The sequence below is a fragment of the Streptomyces sp. NPDC002698 genome (assembly GCF_042888945.1).
In the GTDB taxonomy this organism is placed as follows: domain Bacteria; phylum Actinomycetota; class Actinomycetes; order Streptomycetales; family Streptomycetaceae; genus Streptomyces.
In genome coordinates, this window is sequence record NZ_JBIAQM010000017.1 from 71,141 (window position 1) to 93,666 (window position 22,526).

The 22,526-nt window shown below is 73.8% G+C and carries 22 protein-coding genes and 1 pseudogene; 1 reads left to right on the forward strand and 22 read right to left on the reverse strand.

What is annotated here, in order from left to right:
• Nucleotides 1–107: 107 nt before the first annotated feature.
• The 10 genes and pseudogenes from ACFYW9_RS23685 to hisI form a co-directional block, all read right to left on the reverse strand.
• On the reverse strand, nt 108–884 hold the full coding sequence (locus tag ACFYW9_RS23685) for a thioredoxin domain-containing protein (protein ID WP_351872411.1): 777 nt from the start codon (nt 882–884) through the stop codon (nt 108–110).
• 270 nt (nt 885–1,154) lie between these two features.
• Complete coding sequence (trpA, locus tag ACFYW9_RS23690; RefSeq protein ID WP_389153729.1) at nt 1,155–1,970, reverse strand: tryptophan synthase subunit alpha; 816 nt, start codon at nt 1,968–1,970, stop codon at nt 1,155–1,157.
• The gene (trpB, locus tag ACFYW9_RS23695) at nt 1,967–3,259 is read right to left on the reverse strand and encodes a tryptophan synthase subunit beta (protein WP_389153732.1); all 1,293 of its coding nucleotides are present in this window, start codon (nt 3,257–3,259) and stop codon (nt 1,967–1,969) included. Before trpB ends, trpA begins: the two co-directional genes overlap by 4 nt.
• A 352-nt stretch (nt 3,260–3,611) precedes the next feature.
• A pseudogene (gene trpM / locus ACFYW9_RS23700) lies at nt 3,612–3,782 on the reverse strand (tryptophan biosynthesis modulator TrpM); the annotation flags it as partial.
• Between the two features lie 217 nt (nt 3,783–3,999).
• Nucleotides 4,000–4,809: an indole-3-glycerol phosphate synthase TrpC gene (gene trpC / locus ACFYW9_RS23705; protein WP_389153735.1), complete on the reverse strand. Its 810-nt coding sequence runs from the start codon at nt 4,807–4,809 to the stop codon at nt 4,000–4,002.
• Nucleotides 4,810–4,973: 164 nt separating this feature from the next.
• A complete protein-coding gene (locus ACFYW9_RS23710) occupies nt 4,974–5,423 on the reverse strand; it encodes a DUF2752 domain-containing protein (RefSeq protein ID WP_328668557.1) in 450 nt (149 codons plus the stop codon).
• A gap of 93 nt (nt 5,424–5,516) precedes the next feature.
• Nucleotides 5,517–5,762, reverse strand: a complete 246-nt coding sequence (locus ACFYW9_RS23715) for an HGxxPAAW family protein (protein WP_389153739.1) — start codon at nt 5,760–5,762, stop codon at nt 5,517–5,519.
• A 159-nt stretch (nt 5,763–5,921) separates the two neighbouring features.
• Nucleotides 5,922–6,575 carry a TIGR02234 family membrane protein gene (locus ACFYW9_RS23720; protein WP_389153742.1) on the reverse strand — a complete coding sequence of 218 codons (654 nt, stop codon included), beginning with the start codon at nt 6,573–6,575 and terminating at the stop codon, nt 5,922–5,924.
• Between the two features lie 242 nt (nt 6,576–6,817).
• Nucleotides 6,818–8,305 carry an anthranilate synthase component I gene (locus tag ACFYW9_RS23725; RefSeq protein ID WP_389153746.1) on the reverse strand — a complete coding sequence of 496 codons (1,488 nt, stop codon included), beginning with the start codon at nt 8,303–8,305 and terminating at the stop codon, nt 6,818–6,820.
• Between the two features lie 11 nt (nt 8,306–8,316).
• Nucleotides 8,317–8,730 (reverse strand): phosphoribosyl-AMP cyclohydrolase, encoded by a 414-nt coding sequence (gene hisI / locus ACFYW9_RS23730; RefSeq protein ID WP_351867340.1) that lies wholly within the window; start codon nt 8,728–8,730, stop codon nt 8,317–8,319.
• Nucleotides 8,731–8,872: 142 nt separating this feature from the next.
• On the opposite strand from hisI, the gene ACFYW9_RS23735 reads away from it, so the two are divergent.
• Nucleotides 8,873–9,508, forward strand: a complete 636-nt coding sequence (locus ACFYW9_RS23735; protein ID WP_351867344.1) for a TIGR03085 family metal-binding protein — start codon at nt 8,873–8,875, stop codon at nt 9,506–9,508.
• Between the two features lie 213 nt (nt 9,509–9,721).
• On the opposite strand, the gene ACFYW9_RS23740 is transcribed toward ACFYW9_RS23735, so the two are convergent.
• The 12 genes from ACFYW9_RS23740 to hisD form a co-directional block, all read right to left on the reverse strand.
• Complete coding sequence (locus ACFYW9_RS23740; protein WP_389153910.1) at nt 9,722–11,029, reverse strand: MFS transporter; 1,308 nt, start codon at nt 11,027–11,029, stop codon at nt 9,722–9,724.
• Between the two features lie 51 nt (nt 11,030–11,080).
• Nucleotides 11,081–12,499 carry a helix-turn-helix domain-containing protein gene (locus ACFYW9_RS23745; protein ID WP_351867353.1) on the reverse strand — a complete coding sequence of 473 codons (1,419 nt, stop codon included), beginning with the start codon at nt 12,497–12,499 and terminating at the stop codon, nt 11,081–11,083.
• A gap of 112 nt (nt 12,500–12,611) precedes the next feature.
• Nucleotides 12,612–14,870 (reverse strand): LuxR C-terminal-related transcriptional regulator, encoded by a 2,259-nt coding sequence (locus ACFYW9_RS23750; protein WP_389153751.1) that lies wholly within the window; start codon nt 14,868–14,870, stop codon nt 12,612–12,614.
• A 363-nt stretch (nt 14,871–15,233) separates the two neighbouring features.
• Entirely contained in the window at nt 15,234–16,214 is a 981-nt protein-coding gene (locus tag ACFYW9_RS23755) for an alpha/beta hydrolase family protein (protein WP_389153754.1), read from the reverse strand.
• A 403-nt stretch (nt 16,215–16,617) separates the two neighbouring features.
• Nucleotides 16,618–17,373 (reverse strand): imidazole glycerol phosphate synthase subunit HisF, encoded by a 756-nt coding sequence (hisF, locus tag ACFYW9_RS23760; protein WP_389153757.1) that lies wholly within the window; start codon nt 17,371–17,373, stop codon nt 16,618–16,620.
• On the reverse strand, nt 17,370–17,786 hold the full coding sequence (locus tag ACFYW9_RS23765) for a RidA family protein (protein WP_351867362.1): 417 nt from the start codon (nt 17,784–17,786) through the stop codon (nt 17,370–17,372). The genes hisF and ACFYW9_RS23765 overlap by 4 nt, the downstream gene beginning before the upstream one ends.
• Complete coding sequence (priA, locus tag ACFYW9_RS23770) at nt 17,783–18,508, reverse strand: bifunctional 1-(5-phosphoribosyl)-5-((5-phosphoribosylamino)methylideneamino)imidazole-4-carboxamide isomerase/phosphoribosylanthranilate isomerase PriA (protein ID WP_351867365.1); 726 nt, start codon at nt 18,506–18,508, stop codon at nt 17,783–17,785. Before priA ends, ACFYW9_RS23765 begins: the two co-directional genes overlap by 4 nt.
• Nucleotides 18,505–19,152 (reverse strand): imidazole glycerol phosphate synthase subunit HisH, encoded by a 648-nt coding sequence (gene hisH / locus ACFYW9_RS23775; protein ID WP_351867368.1) that lies wholly within the window; start codon nt 19,150–19,152, stop codon nt 18,505–18,507. Before hisH ends, priA begins: the two co-directional genes overlap by 4 nt.
• A complete protein-coding gene (locus ACFYW9_RS23780) occupies nt 19,143–19,307 on the reverse strand; it encodes a hypothetical protein (RefSeq protein ID WP_326788335.1) in 165 nt (54 codons plus the stop codon). The genes hisH and ACFYW9_RS23780 overlap by 10 nt, the downstream gene beginning before the upstream one ends.
• A complete protein-coding gene (gene hisB, locus ACFYW9_RS23785; RefSeq protein WP_266757720.1) occupies nt 19,304–19,897 on the reverse strand; it encodes an imidazoleglycerol-phosphate dehydratase HisB in 594 nt (197 codons plus the stop codon). The genes ACFYW9_RS23780 and hisB overlap by 4 nt, the downstream gene beginning before the upstream one ends.
• Nucleotides 19,894–21,030: a histidinol-phosphate transaminase gene (locus ACFYW9_RS23790; RefSeq protein WP_389153765.1), complete on the reverse strand. Its 1,137-nt coding sequence runs from the start codon at nt 21,028–21,030 to the stop codon at nt 19,894–19,896. The genes hisB and ACFYW9_RS23790 overlap by 4 nt, the downstream gene beginning before the upstream one ends.
• On the reverse strand, nt 21,027–22,352 hold the full coding sequence (gene hisD, locus ACFYW9_RS23795; RefSeq protein ID WP_389153768.1) for a histidinol dehydrogenase: 1,326 nt from the start codon (nt 22,350–22,352) through the stop codon (nt 21,027–21,029). Before hisD ends, ACFYW9_RS23790 begins: the two co-directional genes overlap by 4 nt.
• Nucleotides 22,353–22,526: the final 174 nt, after the last annotated feature.

The following is a 22,526-nucleotide window of genomic DNA, read 5'->3' on the forward strand; positions in this document are numbered from 1 at the left end:
CGCTACCGTGCCGGACGCCACCGACGGCGGGCAGCCCCGCAACGGGTCCATAACGTGCGGTGCCCCCGGCCCGTGGAGGCGGGGGCACCGGAGCACTCGGAAGCGGCTCAGCCCTTGTTGGCGTCCTGCACCATCTGCTTGAGCTTGGCGGGGGTCATCGACTGGTCCGCGTAGATGTTCTTGCCGCCCAGGAGCACCGTCGGGGTGCCCGAGAAGCCGCCGGCCTGGAACGCGGCCTGCGACTTCTGGACCCAGCTGTCGTGGGTGCCGTCGTTGACGCACGCGCGGAAGGCCGGGGTGTCCAGGCCGTCGACCTTGCCGGCGAGCTCGATCAGCTTGGCGTTGTCGGCGAAGGCGTCGTCGGTCTCCTTGGGCTGGTTGTCGTACAGCACGTCGTGGTACTCGCGGAACTTGCCGGCGTCCTGGGCGCACGCCGCCGCGTTGGCGGCCTTGAGGGAGCCGCTTCCGCCCATGTTCCCGTCGATCAGGGTGACGAGGTGGTACTCGACCTTCAGCTCCCCCGAGTCGGTCAGCTCCTTGATCGTCGGGCGGTAGGCCGTCTCGAAGGCCTGGCAGGCCGGGCAGCGGAAGTCCTCCCACACCGTGAGGGTCGACTTGGCGCCGTCCTTGCCGACGGGGATCGCGAGGCTGTCCTTGCCGGTGGCGCCCGAGGGCGACACGACCGGACCCGACGTGTCGCTCTTCTTGTCCTTGCCCGAGTTGGCGGCCACCACGCCGATCACGGCGGCCAGGCCGAGGACGCAGATCACCGACGCCCCCACGATCAGCGCCCGCCGGCGCTTGTCCGCGGCCTTCTGCTTCTCTCGCTCGACCGCCAGCCGCTCGCGGGCGTTGCGCTTTCCGTCACGGTTCTTCTCGCTCACATCCGGCAGAACGAACCGGGGAGGCACAGCGCGCCTCCCCGGTCCAAGGTCCACCCGTTCGGGTGAGCGGATTGTCCGTTACGCACGGATCGCCCCAGTCACACACAGAGCGGGTCCGCCCGATCGCGTCCGCTCCGTCGCGTCCGCTCCGTCGCGTCCGCGCGGTCGCGTCCGCGTGATCGTGTCCGCGTGGTCGTGTCCGCGCGGACATGACCGGGCGGATCCGCGCGGACATGACCGGTCGCGTCCGCGCGGATCCGCTCCGTCGCGTCACGCCTTCGTGCGCACACCCTTCGCGAGGTCGGCCGCGAGCTCCCGTACGGCTTCGAGGCCGGCCGCCTCGTCCGGGGCGTCCAGCATCCGCTTCACGAACGCCGAGCCGACGATCACGCCGTCGGCGAAGCCGGCCACCTCGGCGGCCTGCCCGGCGTCGGAGACGCCGAGGCCGACGCAGACGGGCAGCTCGGTGGTGGCCTTCGTACGCGCCACCAGGTCCTGGGCCTGGTGGCCGACCGACGCCCGGGTTCCGGTGACCCCCATCAGCGAGGCCGCGTAGACGAAGCCGCTGCCGGCCGCGGTGATCTCGGCGAGCCGGGCGTCCTTGCTGCTGGGCGCGACGACGAAGACCGTGGCGAGGCCGTGCTTCTCGGCGTGCTCCCTCCACAGGGCCGACTCCTGGACGGGCAGGTCGGGCAGGATGCAGCCCGCGCCGCCCGCCTCGGCGAGCTCGGCCGTGAAGCGCTCGACGCCGTAGCGGTCGATCGGGTTCCAGTACGTCATCACGAGGACGGGCTTGCCGGTGGCCTCGAAGGCCTCCCGGACGGTCCGCATGACGTCCGCGATCCTGACGCCGCCGCGCAGGGCGATGTCGTCGGCGGTCTGGATGACGGGGCCGTCGAGGACGGGGTCGCTGTGCGGCAGCCCGACCTCGACGACGTCGGCGCCGCCGTCGAAGACGGCCTTGATCGCCGCGATGCCGCCGTCGACGGTCGGGAAGCCGGCCGGCAGGTACGCGATGAGGGCGGACCGCCCCTCCGCCTTCGCGCCGGCGAGGGTCTCGCTCAACAGCCCGATGTTGCCGCTCACTTGGCGTCCCCCTCGATCTCGGCGTTCTCGCTGTCTGCGTCCGCGGCGACGACCGCGTCGACGCCGTCGTCGTAGAGGCCGAAGTAGCGGGCGGCCGTGTCCATGTCCTTGTCGCCGCGTCCGGACAGGTTGACGACGATCAGCCCGTCCTCGCCCAGTTCCCTGCCGACCTCCAGGGCTCCGGCCAGCGCGTGGGCGCTCTCGATCGCCGGGATGATGCCCTCGGTGCGGGAGAGCAGCCGCAGGGCCTGCATCGCCGCGTCGTCGGTGACCGCGCGGTACTCGCCGCGGCCGCTGTCCTTGAGGTAGGAGTGCTCGGGGCCGATGCCGGGGTAGTCGAGTCCGGCCGAGATCGAGTAGGGCTCGGTGATCTGGCCCTCGTCGTCCTGGAGGACGTACGACCGTGATCCGTGCAGGATGCCGGGCTCGCCCGCGGTCAGGGTGGCCGCGTGCTCGCCGGTCTCCACGCCGTGCCCGGCGGGCTCGCAGCCGATGAGGCGGACGCCGCTGTCGGGGATGAAGGCGTGGAAGAGGCCGATGGCGTTGGAGCCGCCGCCGACGCAGGCGACGGCGGCGTCGGGCAGCCGTCCGGCGCGCTCCAGGATCTGCCGGCGGGCCTCCACGCCGATGACGCGGTGGAAGTCGCGGACCATGGCCGGGAAGGGGTGCGGGCCGGCGACGGTGCCGAAGAGGTAGTGGGTGTGGTCGACGTTGGCGACCCAGTCGCGGAACGCCTCGTTGATGGCGTCCTTGAGGGTGCGCGAGCCGGACTTCACGGCGATGACCTCGGCGCCGAGCATGCGCATCCGGGCCACGTTCAGCGCCTGGCGCTGGGTGTCGATCTCGCCCATGTAGATGGTGCATTCGAGGCCGAAGAGCGCGCAGGCGGTGGCCGTGGCGACGCCGTGCTGGCCGGCGCCGGTCTCCGCGATGACCCGGGTCTTGCCCATGCGCCGGGTGAGCAGGGCCTGGCCGAGCACGTTGTTGATCTTGTGCGAGCCGGTGTGGTTGAGGTCCTCGCGCTTGAGGAAGATCCGCGCGCCGCCGGCGTGTTCGGCGAAGCGCGGCACCTCGGTGAGGGAGCTCGGGCGTCCGGTGTAGTGGACGAGCAGGTCGTCGAGCTCGCGGGCGAACTCGGGGTCGGCCTTCGCCTTGTCGTACTCGACGGCGACCTCGTCCACGGCGGCGACCAGCGCCTCCGGGATGAACTTGCCGCCGTACGCGCCGAAATAGCCCTCGGCGCTGGGGACTTGACCGTCGGGGTCGGGAATGAAGAACTCGCTGGGCATGCGGACACCTCACAGGGGCGACAGCCCCGGTTACGGGATCGGACAGGGGTCACGGAAGCCGGACGCACCCGCGCTCCGTCGTCACCGGCGCGTTCGCCGGTGACTCCGCCCGCCCTGCCGCGGGTCCGGCCGCGCACCCGACGGACGTACCGTCGCGAGGACCGGGGTGTGCCGGATTCCGGCTCGGTCCCTTGTGCGGGGTGGATGCGGCCCGGTCCGCCTATGCCGTGGACTCGGCCCGGTCCACGTGTGCGGTGGATACGGCCCGGTCCACCGGTCCGGTGGACTCGGTCCGACGCACCCGTGGGGTGGACCGGACCGGGGAGGGCGTGAGCGCGCGTACGCGCTCGGGCCATCGCATGCCGTTGACCTGACCCGGCTCGTCGCCGATGACGTAACGGACCCGGCGCCCGTGCACGCGGCGTGCCGGCGCCCGGCAGCCGCGCGGCCGGCAGCCGCGGGCGAGACGGGCGTAGGGGTCACGGGCCGCCGAGGGCACCGGGAGCACGGCGGCGAAGGGCACGCACAGGCGCCCGTACGGGTCCCCGGGGAGCGGATGGTGCGCGACGGACGGCATCCGGCCCTCGCCCTCCGCCCCGGGCCCGGAGGATCCGGCCCGCGCCCGCGGGAACGCCCCGGCCGGAGCCGGAGCGGCCGACCCCGCGCGCGCCGGTGCCCCGTCGGGGCACTGGCCCGGACGGGGTACGGCGGGGGCGAGGATCGGGGCGGACACCGGCAGGTCAGTCCCGTCCGTGCCGCAGGGCGGGGTGGGCGCCCGCGGCCACCAGGTCGGAGACGGCGGTCTTCGGGTCGCGGCCGGTGACGAGGGACTCGCCGACCAGGACCGCGTCGGCGCCCGCGTTGGCGTACGCGATGAGGTCGTGGGGGCCGCGGACACCGGACTCCGCGATCTTGACGAGGTGGTCCGGGATCTCGGGGGCGACCCGCTCGAAGGTCGTGCGGTCGACCTTCAGCGTCTTCAGGTCGCGCGCGTTGACACCGATGATCTTGGCGCCGGCGTCCACCGCGCGCTCGACCTCGTCCTCGTCGTGCACCTCGACCAGCGGCGTGAGCCCGATGGACTCGGCGCGCTCGATGAGGGACTCCAGGGCGGGCTGTTCGAGGGCCGCGACGATCAGCAGCGCCAGGTCGGCACCGTACGCGCGGGCCTCCCACAGCTGGTACGACGTGACGATGAAGTCCTTGCGCAGCACCGGGATGTCCACGCGGGCGCGGACGGCCTCCAGGTCGGCGAGCGAACCTCCGAAGCGGCGCTGTTCGGTGAGGACGGAGATGACGGCCGCGCCGCCCGCTTCGTAGTCGGCGGCCAGGCCCGCGGGGTCGGCGATCGCGGCGAGCGCGCCCTTGGACGGGCTGGACCGCTTGACCTCGCAGATGACCTTGACGCCGTCGCCGCGCAGGGCGGCCACACCGTCCTTGGCCGCCGGAGCCTTCGCCGCGCGCTCCTTGAGCTCGTCGAGGCTGACGCGCGCCTGCCGCTCCGCGAGGTCGGCACGGACTCCGTCGATGATCTCGTCGAGCACACTCACGCGAGCGGCCCCCTTCCCTGCGGTGGACGGTTGAAGCGGTCGAGCGGACCCGGGTTCAACCGTCTCTGACGGATAAGTCGGGTCACTGCGATGGTATCCGGAGGATGGCTTAGCCCTCGCATCCGGTTGACGCCGGTCCCATTACCTGGACATTTGTCATTTGATCAAGGGTGCAGCCAGCCACCGGACGGCAGGTTCCGGACCACGGTGAAGACCAGCGTCAACGCGCCCAGGCTCCACAGGTGGACCGGTCCGAGATCGAGCCGCGCCGGGCGTCCGCGCACCACGCGGATCACCCAGACGGCCCACAGCACCGCGAAGGCCAGGTAGCCGCCGACGGCGAGCGCGTTGTCCGTGAGCGCCGTGGCGAGGTCCCCGTGCACGAAGGCGTGCGCGCTGCGCAGACCCCCGCAGCCGGGGCAGTACAGGCCCGTGAGGCGCAGCAGCGGGCAGACGGGATAGTGGCCGGGCTGATTGGGGTCGACGGCCCCGACGTACGCGAAGGCCCCGGCGACGGCCGCGAGCAGCCCGCCGGGAACGGCCAGCCGCCGCGCCGCGCCCGCGTCCGGCCCGGTCCGCGTCACCCTCCGGGTTTCGGCGTTCACGCGACGCATTCTGCCTCCCGCGCGGGCCGGGCGCTCGCCCGGGTACGCGGAAGGCGGCCCCGGCGGGTGTGCCGGGGCCGCCTTCCGTACAGCCTCAGTGGGTCAGGCGTCGGCGCCCACGGTCGAGCGCGCCGTGTTCGCGGGGTGCGGGGCGGCCTTCGGCTGGCCGAGGCCCATGCTCCGCATGAGCAGGCCCACGACACCGCCGAGGGCGACGACGACCATGCCGGCCCAGAAGCCCAGCGGTTCGGCCTTGACCATGAAGGCACCCGCGACGCAGAAACCGATGAAGGCGATGATGACACCGGTCCAGGCGGCCGGGGTGTGACCGTGGCTGCTGCCCGCCATGACTTGCTCCTCGTTGCTGTATGCGTGTGTGAGTCGGACACTCACCGCCCATTGTCCCGTACGCACGGGGCCGCCGTGAGCGGGGGGTCACTCCTCGCGTGCCGGTCCGACCGGGTCACGGCGGAGGACCCGGGGCACAGGACTTACCGGACCGCGGACCTATGTCCCGGCCGGGTCGGGGCCGGTGGGGTCCTCGCCTCGGTCGAGTGCCTTCCAGAGGTCCTCGGGGCGGTCCGGGTCGACCGGCTTGGCCTTGCGGGGCCGGGGCCTGCCGTCCCGCTCGTAGCGGCCGGACATGGCGGGCCACGAACGGCCGTGGCGCAGCGCGAGCAGCCCGGCCAGCAGGATGAGCGCGCCGGCCGCCGCGGTCACGTACGGCCAGACGGTGTGGCCGATCCCGGCCGCGGCGGCGGCGGTGTCGCCGGAGGCGGCGGCGGCCCGCTCGTCGAGGGCGGAGCTGTCGCCCGCGCCGAGGACGGAGGCGACGACGATGCCGGCGCCGGAGAGCGCGAGCAGCGCGGAGACCAGGAGGCGGCCGGAGCGGCGGACGGCGAAGACGGCGACGAGCGCGGCGAGACCGACTATCGCGAGCGCCGCGGGCACACCCGTGACGTCGCTGCCCTTGGCGGTCAGCGGGAAGGCTCCGCCGGCCACGGTCGCGGTCCCCGTCGCCCAGCTCTGCCGGGTGGACAGCAGGGCCACGGCCGCGCCGAGCGCGCCGCTCAGGAGGGTCACGGCAAGGCTGCGGCGGCCGGACCGGGCGGGTCCCGCGGCTTCGGATCGGGGGTGAGGTACAGCAGTCACAGACCCCACTATCGCCTGAACCCCGGGCGGACCGTCATCCGGGGTTACGTGAGCCTCGTCCTATTCGGGCGCGGTTCGCACGAGTCGTACGGCTCCGGGCGGGCCCGGAGCCGTACGCCGGGCGTTGCTCCAACTGCCCGCCGCCGGACCGCGCGAGCCGGTCCGGTGGCCCCGGCCGGCCCCGCGCGCGCCCGTCGCGCCACCGCCCGGGGCCGTCCGGCGGCCCCTGGTACCGGAGGCGGCCGGTCGTGCTAGTTCCCGAGGCGGTTCGCGGTGTGGACGGCGCGCAGCACCGCCGCCGCCTTGTTGCGGCACTCGTCGTCCTCCAGCGCCGGGACCGAGTCGGCGACGATGCCGGCGCCGGCCTGGACGTAGGCCGTGCCGTCGCGCAGCAGGGCCGTACGGATGGCGATGGCGGTGTCGGAGTCGCCGGCGAAGTCCAGGTAGCCGACGCAGCCGCCGTACAACCCGCGCCGGGACGGCTCCAGTTCGTCGATGATCTGCATCGCGCGCGGCTTGGGCGCGCCGGAGAGGGTTCCGGCGGGGAAGCAGGCGGTGAGCACGTCGAAGGCCGTACGGCCCGCGGCGACCCGGCCGGTCACGGTGGAGACGATGTGCATCACGTGCGAGTACCGCTCGATGGACATGAAGTCGACGACCTCGACGGAGCCGGGCTCGCAGACCCGTCCGAGGTCGTTGCGCCCCAGGTCGACGAGCATGAGGTGCTCGGCGCGCTCCTTGGGGTCGGCGAGCAGTTCGTCGGCGAGGGCCTGGTCGTCCTGGACGGTCGCGCCGCGCGGCCGGGTGCCGGCGATGGGGTGCACCATCGCCTGCCCGCCCTCGACCTTGACCAGGGCCTCCGGGGAGGAGCCGACGACGTCGAAGCCGTCGAAGCGGAACAGGTACATGTACGGCGAGGGGTTGGTCGCCCGCAGGACCCGGTAGACGTCCAACGCGCTTGCTGTGCAGGGGGTTTCGAAGCGCTGGGAGGGGACGACCTGGAAGGCCTCGCCGGCCCGGATGCGCTCCTTGATGTCCTCGACGGCGTCCTGGAAGTCGGGGCCGCCCCAGAGCGCGGTGTACTCGGGGAGCTCGGAGGGCGGGAGCGCGGCGGGCGGCTGGGACACCGCGCGCGAGAGGTCGGCCTCCATGGCGTCGAGGCGGGCGACGGCGTCCGCGTACGCCTCGTCGACGCCGGTGTCCAGGTCGTTGTGGTTGATCGCGTTGGCGATCAGCTGGACGGAGCCGTCCCAGTGGTCCAGGACGGCCAGGTCGCTGGTGAGCAGCATGGTCAGTTCGGGCAGCTTCAGGTCGTCCCGCTCGCCGGGGCCGATCCTCTCCAGGCGGCGCACGATGTCGTAGCCCAGATAGCCGACCATGCCGCCGGTGAACGGGGGCAGTCCCTCGGTCCCCGGGGTGTGCAGCGCCTCGATGGTGGCGCGCAGGGCCGCGAGCGGGTCGCCGTCCACGGGGACGCCGACGGGCGGGGTGCCGAGCCAGTGCGCCTGTCCGTCCCGCTCGGTGAGGGTCGCGGCGGAGCGGACGCCCACGAAGGAGTAGCGGGACCAGGACAGGGAGGTGCGGCCGTTCTCGGCGGATTCGAGCAGGAACGTGCCGGGGCGCTCGGCGGCCAGTTTGCGGTAGAGCGCGACCGGCGTGTCGCCGTCCGCGAGCAGTTTGCGGCTGACGGGGATGACACGGCGGTCGGTGGCCAGCTTGCGGAACGTCTCGAGGTCCATGGCGGCTGACCTTACTGATTCCCGGCCGGTGCGCCGGAATCGGCGCCCTCGGCCTCGTCGCCGCCGTCCTTCAGCAGCACGTCGGCGTCGAAGCAGGTGCGGGCGCCGGTGTGGCAGGCGGCGCCCACCTGGTCGACGCGCACCAGCAGGGTGTCGGCGTCGCAGTCCAGGGCCACGGACCTGACGTGCTGGAAGTGGCCGGAGGTGTCGCCCTTGACCCAGTACTCCCGGCGGCTGCGCGACCAGTAGGTGCAGCGGCCCGTGGTGAGGGTGCGGTGCAGCGCCTCGTCGTCCATCCAGCCGAGCATCAGCACCTCACCGGTGTCGTACTGCTGGGCGATGGCGGGGACGAGTCCGTCGGCGCTGCGCTTGAGACGGGCGGCGATCTCGGGGTCCAGGCTGCTGGCGGGAGGCGTGCTGGTCATGGGTGCCATTGTGCCGCGCCGGGCCGTCCCGCCCGGCCGTTGTCCACAGGCCGGACCTCCGCGCCCGTCCGCGGGCGGGACCGGTGGGCCGCGCCGCGCTCTCCACTGGGCGGGGCGACCGCCCGGTCGTAGGCTGGCTGACATGTCGACCCATGCGAAGCGCGAACGGCTCCTTCTGGCCGATCTGTTGGAAGCCGTGGGACCGGACGCCCCCACCCTGTGCGAGGGCTGGAACAGCCGGGATCTCGCCGCGCACGTGGTGGTGCGCGAGCGCCGCCCCGACGCCGCCGGCGGTCTCGTCGTCAAGCAGCTCGCGCCCCGTCTGGAGCGGGTGATGGCGGAGTTCGCCGAGAAGCCGTACGAGGAGCTGATCCAGCTCGTCCGTACGGGTCCGCCGCGGTTCTCCCCGTTCACCCTGAAGCAGTTGGACGAGGCGTCGAACGTGGTGGAGTTCTACGTCCACACCGAGGACGTGCGACGCGCGCGGCCGGACTGGAAACCGCGCGAGCTGGACGCGGTGTTCCAGGAGGCCCTGTGGTCGCGCCTGGACCGAACGGCCCGGCTGATGGGCCGCGGCGCTCCGACGGGTGTGGTCCTGCGCCGCCCGAACGGCCAGACGACGGTGCTGAACAAGGGAACGCCGGTGGTGACGGTGACCGGCGAGCCCTCGGAGCTGCTGATGTTCGCGTTCGGCCGGCAGAGCGTGGCGGACGTCGAACTGGACGGCGACAAGGACGCGATCGCCAAGCTCCACGAGGCGAGGCAGCTGGGAATCTGAGAACTCCGGGCCGCTCCGGCCCCACGCCACCCGACCGCGAGGACCCGCGTCGCCGGACGCCGGAGCCCGCGCCGCCGGACCGCCAGAGCCCGCGTCGCCCGGCCGTCGAGGCCCGCTTCGCCGGGGCCCGGGGACCTTCCGGTCACCGGTGGTCTGCCGCCGTCCGCCCTCCCGCCGGCCAACCGGTCCAGGCGGTCAAGGTGGTCAAGGTGGTCACCCGGGGAGTTCGGCGCGCCGCAGGTCCCGTACGCCCAGGGCGAGGACGCCGCCGAGGCCGCACACGGCGGCGCTGGTGACGAAGACGGGCCCGGTGCCCCACCAGCCGATCGCGGCGGCGGTCAGTGGCATGCCGAGGGGCGCGAGGCCCAGGCTGACGATGCCGGAGACGGCGGTGACGCGGCCCAGGTAGGCGGGGTCGGACTGGGTCTGGAGGAGTGCCCCGCACAGGGCTCCGCTGAGCCCGGCGAGCAGGCCGACGAGCAGGGCGACCCCGATGGCGGCCGCGACGTTCGGCACGAAGGCGAGCGCGCCGATCGCGACCGAGCCCGCCAGGATCGCCACCGCGGCCAGACGTGCCGCGTGCGGCAGCCGCCCCCGCACGGTCAGCAGCAGGGCGGCGGCCCCCGCGCCGGTCCCGAATCCGGCGAGCACCCAGCCCATGCCGGACGCGCCCCAGCCCCGCCGGTCGGCCAGCAGGGTCAGGCCCACGTTCAGCGGCCCGGCGAATCCGAGGTCCACGAGGGCGATGGCGACAATGAGCGGGGCGAGGACGCGGTGGCGCCGGACGTAGCGCAGCCCTTCGACCAGGTCCCGCCGGGCGGTGGCCCGTGCGGGCCGCCCCGGCGCGGCACCCTCACGCTCCGCCGCGCCCTCGCCGGCGGCCTTTCCCTCCGCGCCGTCCGCGCCGGCGGCCTCGGGCGCGTGCCCCGTGTCCGCCGGGGCGCCTGTCCCGGCCGCCCCGCCCTCGTCGCCCGCGCGCGGCTCCCGCATGCGTACGGAGACGAGCAGCGGCACCGACGCGGCGATCAGCATCCCCGCGAGACCGAAGGCCGCCGCCGCTCCCCCGAGGGCCACGCCGAGACCGCCGAGCGGTGCGCCGACCACGTTGGCGAAGCGGTTCGCCAGGCCCCGCATTCCCTGGACCCGGACGAGCTGGTCCCGGCTCGTGATGCGGGCCGGCAGGGCACCCACGGCGGGCATGAAGACCGCGTCGACCATGCCGAAGACGAGGGCGAGCAGGGCCAGCAGCCACAGGCTCGGGCCGGTCGCGAACAGCAGCACGGCCAGGGCGAGCACGGCGACGCAGCGCACGGCGTCGCTGCCGATGACGACTTTCCGCGGCCCGAACCGGTCCGCGACCACGCCGCCGCCGAGCATCAGCAGCGCCCGGGGAACCGCGCTCACCGTCATCATCAGCCCTGCCTGCGCGGGTGTTCCGGACTGCACGGCCGCCCAGGACAACGCGAGGTAGCAGACGTTGTCGCCGATCATCGACGAGGCGTAGACGCCGAGCCAGCGCAGGACGTTGCCGTCGCGGTGGGCGGGTCCGCCGGGATCCTGGACGGCGGGCGGTCACGGATCGAGCAGGGAGTGCGCCGCCAGGGCCAGCGACAGTTCGACGACGTCCGCGGGCCGGGTCAGGGAGCGGCCGGTGAGCTGTTCGCAGCGGCGCAGCCGGTTCAGGACGGTGTTGCGGTGGCAGTAGAGGCGGCCCGCGGCCCGCTGGGCGGAGCCGTCGCAGGCGAGCCAGACCGTGAGGGTGTCCAGCAGGATGTCCCGGTCGGACAGGTCCAGCCGCAGCAGCGGCCCGAGAACCCGCTCCGACAGGGCCGCGCCGAGGACCGGGGCGGAGACGACGAGCGCGGCGGGCAGATGCTCCTCCAGCACGACGGTTCCGCCGACGCGCGGGCAGGCCCGCAGCGCCGTGTCGGCCAGGCGGCGGGCGTCGCCGATCGCCGCGAGCCCCTCCACGACCGGGCTCACACCGACCCGGGCCACCGGCGGGGCGGTCAGCCTGCGGGCGATCTCCCCGGCGTCCACGTCGGGCCCGTGCGTCCCGGGGCGCTCCCCGCCCCGGCCGTCCCCGCCCTCGGGCCCCGCCTCGGCCGCCGGAGCGGAGCCCGGCCCGTGGCCCGCGCCGAGGAGCCCGCTGTCGTGACCGCGGCCGGGCTGCTCCCCGTCGTGGGAACGGTCGCCGAGCAGGACGATGCCGTAGCTTCCCTCACCGTCCCGGTCGCGGTCGCGGTACCAGAGGACCCGCAGGCCGGAGATGCTCACCTGGCCGCGTACGTCCGTGAACGCGCGGCCGGACGGCAGGCGGGCCAGCACCACCGCGTACCGGCCGTGTTCGGGAAGCCCCAGGGCGGCGGCCGTGGCCGGCAGATCGGCGATCCGGGCGGTGCCGTCGAGGAGCGCGGCCGTCATCAGCCGCAGCCGGTTCTCCCGGCGCCACATCAGCTCGCGCTCGGTCTGGCGGTAGGCGTCGGCGACCACGGCGCAGTGGTCGTCGACGAAGTTCCAGACATCGGCGGCCACGTGCACGAGCAGGCGCGCGTCGGAGGGATGACGACGGGTCGTCTCGTCGACGAGCTCCTGCCAGATCATGCCGCCGCCCAGCCGGAAGGCGCGCAGCAGGGCGTCCAGCGGAAGGCCGCGCTCGGCGCGGGCCCTGCCGATGGCCCAGGAGCAGCGGTGGGCGGCCTCGCGCAGTTCGCCGGGCTGGATCAGGGATCCGACGTTGAGCCGCAGCGAGCGCCGCACCTCGTCGCGAACGCTCTCCGCGTCCGCCTCCACGGCCGCGCGGTACGCGGGTTCACGCGCCACCAGGAGGTCCACCAGGCGTTCGCCGAGTTCGGGCAGCCCCGCCATCAGCGCCCGGGCGGCGCGGTGCAGCACCGCGAGCGCCTCCGCGTCGACGGCCGGGCGGGCGGCCGGTACCGGGGACCGGGTTCCGGGCTGGGACCGGACATGGGCGGGTACGAGGTGCTGCATCGCTGTCCTCCACCGGAGTCGGCTCGGTCGGGGCTGCCCGCCGGCCGACGCGCGGCACACGGGTGCTCCGGACCTCCTGATCCCGCAGGATGACATACCTACCGGTCGGTACCTAGAGGTGTGCGGTGGTCTTCTCGGCCCGGTCCACCAGACGGGACAGTTCGACGCGGGAGCGGACCCCCAGAGCGGCGAAGACATTGCGCAGGTGGTGGTCCACGGTGCGGGTGCTCACGGACAGGCGCAGCGCCACCTCCCGATTGGTGGCCCCCTCCGCCACACAGCGGGCGATCCGAAGCTGCTGGGGCGTCAGGAGCGTGAGCTGACCTGCCGGTTCGCCCGGTCCGGCGTCGCCGGTGGCCCGCAGTTCGGCCCGCGCCTGCGTGGCCCAGCCGAGTGCCCCGCCCCGTTCGAAGGACACCAGCGCGTCCCGCAGCCGGCCGCGCGCCTCACCGGGTCTGCGCCCGCGCCGCAGCCAGCCGCCGTAGAGGAGCTGGGTGCGGCCGCGTTCGAAGTCCCCGGCCACCTCGTCGTGCCGGGCCAGCGCGGCGGCGAACAGCGCCTCGCGTTCCTCGGGGCCGCTCAACAGCGCACGGCAACGCGCGAGTTGAGCGGGGGCCTGGGGGTCGGCGCCCTGCGCGGCCCAGCGCGCGAACTCGCCCACGGCCGACCGGGCGGCCTCCGTCCGTCCCGTGCGGGCCGCCGCCTCCACGAAGCAGGGAACGGCGAGCATCCGTACCGCGAAGTGGCCGCGGCACGGGCCGGCGCCGACCAGGGGGCCGAGCCGCGCCGCCGCCTCGGGGAGCCGGCCGCGGGCCAGGTCGGCGCGGGCGCGTGCCCACTGGGACAGCGTGGCCGCCTGCGCGAGTCCATGGGCCGCCGCGACACGTTCGGCGGCCGCGGCGTGCTCCGCGACGGCCTCCGGAGATCCCTCCACGGACGCCACCAGCGCGAGGATCGCGTGGTGGTGCGCCGCGAGGTTGTCCTGACCGGCGCCGAGGGCCGTGCGCAGGCCGTCCTCGGCGTGGGCGCGGGCACGGGCGTGGCGGCCGGCCCGCAGCTCTCCGTAGGCCAGCCGCTCCAGCGCCTGGGCGACCAGGACGTACGGACCCCGGGCCCTGGCGACGGCGAGGGCCCGGGAGTTGGCGCGAGCGGCCGCGTCGAGGTCGCCGACGACGAGGGCCGCGTTCCCGGCCCGCAGCAGGGCTTCCGCGCCGTCGGGCACCCCGGCCGCGGCGCCCGCCCCGGCCACCACCTCCCGCAACGGCTGCCGTCCGCTGTCCAGGCGGCCGTGCATCACCGCGGACATCCCCGCCCGGTACGCCGCGAGCAGCGGGTCGGATCCCGGCTGGGCGGGACCCCCGTCCAGGGCCTCCGCGCACGCCGCCGCGTCCCCCATCGCCCAGGACGCCTCGACGGCGGCGAGCCGCGCGGTCTGGGCGAGGTGCGCGTCGACGGGAGCCAGCGACTCGCCGGCCAGCAGCAGTGCCTCGCGGGCGTCGGCGACCGGGCCGTCCTGGAGCGCGAGCAGTCCGCTCACCCGCTGAGCCGCGCCGCGCACGGCGCGGGCCGGACCCTCGCATCCGGCCCGCGCGAGCAACTCCCGCGCGCGGTGCGGCAGTCCGGCCAGCCGGGCCTGGTCCGCGGCGTTGACCAGGCGGGCGGCGCGCAGCCCCTGGCCGACGGCGAGTTCGGCGGACCGCGCCCAGGCCGCCGAGCGCTCCGCGTGCGTCGGTCCGCCGTCCGGCGGCTCCGCCGCGGCGGCCAGCGCGTCGCCGAGGCCCGGTGCGGGGGCGACGGCCGCCGAGGCCCGGTGGAAGAGGACCGGCAGGGCGTGCGGCCCCCCGGTGTGGGCGTCGGCCAGCAGCCGGTGCGCGGCACGCCGACGGGCGGGCGGAACGGCGGCGTACACGGTGCCGGCCAGGCCGGGATCGACGAGCTGGACGCGGCCTCCGGCGAGGCGGATCAGTCCCGCGTCCTCCGCGGCGTCGAGGGCGTCCGCGTCGAGTCCGCCCGCCCCGGCCGCCCCGGCGATCACCGCGGCGTCCGCCCCGGCGCCCCTCGCGTCCCGCTCCCGCTCGGCCGCCACCAGCAGCAGCAGACCCGTCGGGCCCCCGCCCAGGACACCCGGCCCCGGGCACCCGCCCCCGCTCTCACCGGGCACCGCACCGGGCACGCTCCCTTCCCGGGTCTCCGGCACCGGCGTCCGGGTCCCGGCGGCCGGGCGGGGCACCTCGGGCGTGCCGGACGGGCGGGGCGCGTCCGGTCGCGGATCGTGCCCCGGGGTGAGCGGCCGGCCGGGGGCGCGGCGCTGGTCCGAGCGGTCCGGCTCGCCCAGCTCGCCCGGCTCGTTCGGCGTGTGCCGGACGAGCAACGGTAATGAGCTCCGGGCCGCCGTCCGGAGGAGACTTGGCACAGTCGCGTTTCCCGTCACGACCGTCACGTTACTTCCGCGTAAACGATGGCGGAAGCCCCGCGTTCACTTGCGAGACTGGGCCCGGAAAACCCATCCGACCTGGGAAGACAAGGCTCTCGCGGGGACGGCGGGTGGGCGGGCTCCCAGGCCCGGCGGGCCAGGCTTGTGCGTCCGCACAACGGCCGCGGCCCCTCGCGGGCGCCGCGGCCGGACACGCGCGTGACGGCCGCCGGAGGACGGCGGCCGTCACCCCCGCACGGCCCGGGCCCGTACGGACCGGCCCTGTGGACCGGCCGTGCGGGACGGACCGTGCGGGACGGATCAGGAGGTGTGCGGGCAGTTGCCCCGGTACTCGGCGATCGTCAGGGACGCCTGCGGCAGCGGGCACAGGAACTGCTCGTAGCGGGTGTCATTGTCGATGAACCGCTTCAGCCACGAGATGCTGTACTTCGCGATCGTGGTGTTCGAGCTGTTGGGCGTGAAGTGGGTGGCGCCCCTGAGCTCCAGGTACGCCTTGTCGAGCGTGCTCGGCAGACTCGCGTAGAAGGGCTTGGAGTGCGTCGCCACCGGTGCGATCGTGTCGCCGTCGGCGCCCACGACCAGGGTCGGCGTCTTGATCTCCGGCCAGGTGGTGTCCAGGTTCCAGCCGGTGAGCGGGATCGCCGCCTGGAGCGAGGGGCGGCTCTTCGCGGCCTCCAGCGTGCCGCCGCCGCCCATCGAGTGGCCCATCACCCCGAGCCGGCTGCTGTCGATCCTGGTCCGCACGGAACTGCTCTGGGTCAGGTAGTCGAGCGCGGCCAGCAACTGCCGGCCACGGCTGTCGGGCTGGTCGAGGGTGGTGTTGGTGTCGATGGTGAACACCACGAAGCCCTGGGAGGCGAGCCGCGGCCCGAGCCAGGAGATGGACGACTGGTAGGCGGTGTACCCGGGTGAGATGACGACCGCCCCGAAGGTGCCGTCGGCGGTCGAGGTCGGGTAGTAGACGGTTCCGCCGCCGAAACCGCTCACGGACAGCGAGGAGACGGTGGTCTGGGAGACGGCGTACGAACCACGGGAGGCCTCGATACTGGCGTTCGTGGGGGCGGGGCCGCGCTCGTACGGGTTCGCGGCGGCCTGTGCCGAGACGGCCGGTGCTCCGGCGACGGCCTGCGCTCCGGTGGCCTGCGCGGCGACGAGGCCGCCCGCGGCCAGGAGCACCGCGAGACCGGCCCGCGCCAGACGGCTCGTGAGCCGGTGCGGGCGGCGGGGGGACGGATCAGGGCCGATGGGTGCGGCGGGGAAGGGGCGGTTCGGCTGCTGCACGGTGGATGCATCCTCTCGGTGAGGGAGGACGGACCCGCGCCGCGGTCGGAACGCCGCCCTGGCATGGGTGTCGGAAGGCGCACGCTGCGATGACGGCGGGGGTCCGTCTCGGTGGTTGCGGTGGCAACTGTCCGCCCCGGACCCGGCCCGTACATCGGCAGAATCACCGGTCTTGGCCCACCGCGCCCCCTCGCCCCGCCGGGCCTCCCCCACCGGAGCGAGGCTTCACGGTGCGGCGGCAGGCGCCCCTTCCCCGCGAAGCGGCCTCCCCCGGAACACGGCCGCGCGGGCCCCACGCCGGCCCCGGAACACGGCGAACGGCCCGTACCCGGCAGCGGAGGCTGCCCGGGTACGGGCCGTGACGGAGACCGTACGCGGCTGTGAAAGCCGCCGGTGGGGCCGGCTAGCGGACGGGATGCCCCGCCGCGCGCAGGGTCTCCTTGACCTCGCCGATCCGCAGGTCGCCGAAGTGGAAGACGGACGCGGCCAGCACCGCGTCGGCGCCCGCCCCGACGGCCGGCGGGAAGTGGTCGAGCCGGCCCGCGCCGCCGCTGGCGATCAGTGGAACGGTGACGTGCTTGCGTACGGCCTCGATCATCTCGATGTCGTAGCCGTCCTTCGTTCCGTCGGCGTCCATCGAGTTGAGCAGGATCTCGCCCGCGCCCAGCTCTGCGGCTCGGTGGGCCCACTCGACGGCGTCGATGCCGGTGCCCTGGCGGCCGCCGTGGGTGGTCACCTCGAAGGAACCGCCCCCGGTCCTGCGCGCGTCCACCGACAGCACGAGCACCTGCCGCCCGAACCGCTCCGCGATCTCCCGGATGAGGTCGGGACGGGCGATGGCGGCCGTGTTGACACCGACCTTGTCGGCACCGGCCCGCAGCAGCTTGTCGACGTCCTCGGCGGTACGGACACCGCCGCCGACCGTCAGCGGGATGAAGACCTGCTCGGCCGTGCGGCGCACCACGTCGTACGTGGTCTCACGGTTGCCCGAGGACGCGGTGATGTCCAGGAACGTGAGCTCGTCGGCGCCCTCGGCGTCGTACACCTTGGCCATCTCGACGGGGTCGCCCGCGTCGCGCAGGTTCTGGAAGTTGACGCCCTTGACGACCCGGCCGTTGTCCACGTCCAGGCAGGGAATCACTCGGACCGCCAGGGTCATGACCGCGTTTCTCCCTGCTCCGTGGGGTCTGCCCGGAACGCCTCCACCTCGACCTCGACCACCAGCCGAGGGTCCACCAGACCCTCGACGATGATCATGGAGGCGGCGGGGCGGATACCGTCGAACAGCGCCTTGTGGGCGCGGCCGACCTCCTCGACGTCCCGGGCATGGGTGATGTGCATGTGGGTGCGGACGACGTCCTCACGGCCCAGGCCGAGCCGCTCCAGGGCCGCGAACGCGACACCGAAGGCGTTGACCGTCTGCTCGTAGGGATCGTCCTCGACGACGTCGCCGTCGATGATCGAGCTGCAGCCGGACACCAGCACCAGGCCGTTCGGCAGCTCCACCGCGCGGGAGTACCCGAAGGCCTCCTCCGAGGGCGAGCCGGTCGAAAGGCGGCGTACGGCGCTCACCGGGCTACCGCCGCCAGGGCCTCTTCGAGGGTGAACGCCTTGGCGTACAGGGCCTTGCCGACGATCGAGCCCTCGACGCCGAGCGGCACGAGTTCGGCGATGGCGCGCAGGTCGTCCAGCGACGACACACCGCCGGAGGCCACCACCGGGCGGTCGGTCACCGCGCACACGTTGCGCAGCAGCTCCAGGTTCGGGCCCTGGAGCGTGCCGTCCTTGGCGATGTCCGTCACCACGTAGCGGGCGCAGCCCTCGGAGTCGAGGCGCGCCAGCGTCTCGTAGAGGTCGCCGCCGTCGCGGGTCCAGCCGCGGCCGCGCAGGGTGGTGCCGCGGACGTCGAGGCCGACGGCGATCTTGTCGCCGTGCTCGGCGATGACCTTGGCGACCCAGTCGGGGGTCTCCAGCGCGGCGGTGCCCAGGTTGACGCGGGTGCAGCCGGTGGCGAGCGCGGCGGCGAGGGTGTCGTCGTCGCGGATGCCGCCGGACAGCTCGACCTTGATGTCCATCGCCCCGGTCACCTCGGCGATCAGCGCGCGGTTGTCGCCGGTGCCGAACGCGGCGTCCAGGTCGACGAGGTGCAGCCACTCGGCGCCGGCGCTCTGCCAGGCCAGGGCGGCCTCCAGCGGGGAGCCGTAGGAGGTCTCGGTCCCGGACTCGCCGTGCACGAGACGGACGGCCTGGCCGTCGCGGACGTCGACGGCGGGGAGGAGTTCGAGCTTGCTCACAGTGTTCCGATCCAGTTGGTGAGGAGCTGGGCTCCGGCGTCGCCGGACTTCTCGGGGTGGAACTGGGTGGCCCACAGGGCGCCGTTCTCGACGGCCGCCACGAAGGGCTTGCCGTGCGTGGACCAGGTCACCAGGGGTGCGCGCAGCAGCGGGTTGCCGACTTCCAGCGACCAGTCGTGGACGGCGTAGGAGTGGACGAAGTAGAACCGCGCGTCGGCGTCGAGGCCGGCGAAGGCCTCGGAGCCCTCCGGGGTGTCGACGGTGTTCCAGCCCATGTGGGGCACGACGTCGGCCTCCAGCGGTCCGACCGTGCCCGGCCACTCGTCGAGGCCCTCGGTCTCCACGCCGTGCTCGATGCCGCGGGTGAAGAGGATCTGCATGCCGACGCAGATGCCCATGACCGGGCGCCCGCCGGACAGCCGGCGGCCGATGATCCAGTCGCCGCGCGCCTCCCTGAGGCCCTGCATGCAGGCGGCGAAGGCGCCGACGCCCGGCACCAGCAGCCCGTCGGCGTTCATCGCGGTGTCGAAGTCGCGGGTGATCTCGACCTCGGCGCCCGCGCGGGCGAGGGCGCGCTCGGCGGAGCGTACGTTCCCGAAGCCGTAGTCGAAGACGACGACCTTCTTGGACTCGCTCAACTCCACACCTCCAGCCGCATGACGCCCGCGACGAGACACATCGCCGCACCGATGGAGAGCAGGACGACGAGGCTCCTGGGCATGTCCTGCTTGACGAAGGAGTAGATCCCTCCGGCGAGGAAGAGACCGACGACGATGAGAATGCTGGAGAGGCCTGTCACAGTGCGCCCTTAGTGGAGGGGAGGATGCCGGCTGCGCGCGGGTCGCGCTCGGAGGCGTAACGCAGGGCCCGGGCCAGCGCCTTGAACTGGCATTCCACGATGTGGTGCGCGTTGCGTCCGTAGGGGACGTGCACGTGCAGGGCGATCTGGGCCTGGGCGACGAAGGACTCCAGGATGTGCCGGGTCATCGTCGTGTCGTACTCGCCGATCATCGGCGCCATCTTCTCGGGCTCGGTGTGCACGAGGTAGGGGCGGCCGGACAGGTCGACGGTGACCTGGGCGAGCGACTCGTCCAGCGGGACGGTGCAGTTGCCGAAGCGGTAGATGCCGACCTTGTCGCCGAGGGCCTGCTTGAAGGCGGCGCCGAGGGCGAGGGCGGTGTCCTCGATGGTGTGGTGCGAGTCGATGTGCAGGTCGCCCTCGGTCTTCACGGTCAGGTCGAACAGACCGTGCCGGCCGAGCTGGTCGAGCATGTGGTCGTAGAAGCCGACGCCGGTGGCCACGTCGACCTTGCCGGAGCCGTCGAGGTCGATCTCGACGAGGACCGACGTCTCCTTCGTCACCCGCTCCACGCGTCCTACGCGGTTCATGCGCTCTGCTCCTTCGGGGATGTGGGGTTCTCCCCCACAGAGCCCAGTAGTTCACGTACCGCGTCGAGGAACGCGTCGTTTTCCTTCGGGGTTCCGGCGGAGACCCGCAGCCACCCCGGTACGCCGTTGTCCCGGACCAGGACGCCCTGGTCGAGGATCCTCCGCCAGGCCGCGTGGGTGTCGGCGAACCGTCCGAACTGCACGAAGTTCGCGTCCGACTCGGTCACCTCGCAGCCCATCGCGCGCAGTTCGGTGACCAGCCGGTCCCGTTCGGCCTTGAGCTGCTCCACGTATCCGAGCAGGGTGTCGGTGTGCTCCAGGGCCGCCAGCGCGGTCGCCTGCGTCACGGCCGACAGGTGGTACGGCAGCCGGACGAGCTGGACGGCGTCCACGACCGCCGGGTGGGCGGCGAGGTAGCCGAGGCGCAGTCCCGCCGCGCCGAAGGCCTTCGACATCGTCCGGGAGACGACGAGATTCGGCCGTCCTTCGAGCAGCGGCAGCAGCGAGTCGCCGTGGCTGAACTCGATGTAGGCCTCGTCGACCACGACCATGGACGGCTTCGCCGCCTGCGCGGCCTCGTACAGCGCGAGGACCGTCTCGGGCGGGACCGCGTTGCCGGTGGGGTTGTTGGGGGTGGTGACGAAGACGACGTCCGGCCGGTTCTCGGCGATGGCCCGCTCGGCGGCGGCGAGGTCGATGGTGAAGTCCTCGCCGCGCGGGCCCGAGATCCAGGCCGTGCCGGTGCCGCGCGCGATGAGCGCGTGCATCGAGTACGACGGTTCGAAGCCGATCGCGCTGCGGCCGGGGCCGCCGAAGGTCTGGAGCAGCTGCTGGATGACCTCGTTCGAGCCGTTGGCGGCCCAGACGTTCTCGACGCCGACCGGGTGCTTGCCGGTCTTCGTCAGATAGGCGGCCAGCCCGGTGCGCAGCTCCACCGCGTCCCGGTCGGGGTAGCGGTTGAGTCCGCGGGCGGCCTCCCGGACCCGCTCGGCGATCCGCTCGACGAGCGCCTCGGGCAGCGGGTACGGGTTCTCGTTGGTGTTCAGGCGTACGGGGACGTCGAGCTGGGGTGCGCCGTAGGGGGTCTTGCCGCGCAGTTCGTCCCGTACGGGGAGATCGTCGATGCCGGTCACTTGCCCTCGGGTACCTTCCATCCGAACCTTGCCTTGACCGCCGCGCCGTGCGCGGGCAGGTCCTCGGCCTCCGCCAGTGTCACCACGTGGTGGGCGACGTCGGCGAGCGCGTCCTTCGTGTAGTCGACGATGTGGATGCCGCGCAGGAAGGACTGGACGGACAGACCCGAGGAGTGGCAGGCGCAGCCGCCGGTGGGCAGGACGTGGTTGGAGCCCGCCGCGTAGTCGCCGAGCGAGACCGGGGCCCAGGGGCCGACGAAGATCGCTCCGGCGTTCCTGACCCGGTCGGCGACGGCGGCCGCGTCGGCGGTCTGGATCTCCAGGTGCTCGGCGCCGTACGCGTCGACGACCCTGAGGCCCTCGTCGACGCCGTCGACGAGGACGATCGCGGACTGCCTGCCGCTCAGGGCCGGGACGATCCGGTCGTCGATGTGCTTGGTGGCCGCGATCTGCGGTTCCAGCTCCTTCTCGACCGCGTCCGCGAGGGCCGGCGAGTCGGTGACCAGGACGGCGGCGGCGAGCGGGTCGTGCTCGGCCTGGCTGATCAGGTCGGCGGCGACGTGCGCGGGGTCGGCGGTGTCGTCCGCGAGGACCGCGATCTCGGTCGGGCCGGCCTCGGCGTCGATGCCGATGCGGCCGGTGAAGTAGCGCTTGGCCGCGGCGACCCAGATGTTGCCCGGCCCGGTGACCATGTCGGCCGAGGGACAGGACTCGGTGCCGTAGGCGAACATGGCGACGGCCGTGGCGCCGCCGGCCGCGTACACCTCGTCGACGCCGAGCAGGGCGCAGGCGGCGAGGATCGTCGGGTGCGGCAGGCCGCCGAACGCGGACTGGGCCGGGGAGGCGAGCGCGATGGACCCGACGCCGGCTTCCTGCGCCGGGACCACGTTCATGATCACGGATGACGGGTACACGGAGCGGCCGCCGGGCGCGTACAGCCCGACCCGGTCGACCGGCACCCACTTCTCGGTGACCGAGCCGCCGGGCACGACCTGGGTGGTGTGCGTCGTACGGCGCTGTGCGCGGTGGACGAGACGGGTGCGGCGGATCGACTCCTCCAGGGCCGCGCGCACGGCGGGGTCGAGCCGCTCCAGGGCGTCGGCGAGGGCCTGGGCCGGGACGCGTACGGACTCCAGCCGTACTCCGTCGAACTTCTCCGCGTAGTCGATCAGCGCCGCGTCGCCCCGATGATGTACGGCCTCGCAGATCGGCCGCACCTTCTCCAGGGCGGCCGAGACGTCGAAGTCGGCTCGGGGCAGCAGGTCACGCAGGGCGGGGCCCTCGGGGAGGGCGTCGCCGCGCAGATCGATTCGGGAGATCACGGACTCAATTCTCTCAGACGGCGGCGGGGCGCCGGACGCCTGTATCAGTGGCTGATACAAGCCACCTTCGCCTCCGCGGAAGATCCCCCCTCACCAGGAGCGTTCACGCCGTCACTGAGCGGGCATTGCACGAACGTACGAACCCGCGAGTAGCCGGGGAGGAAGTGAGGTGCC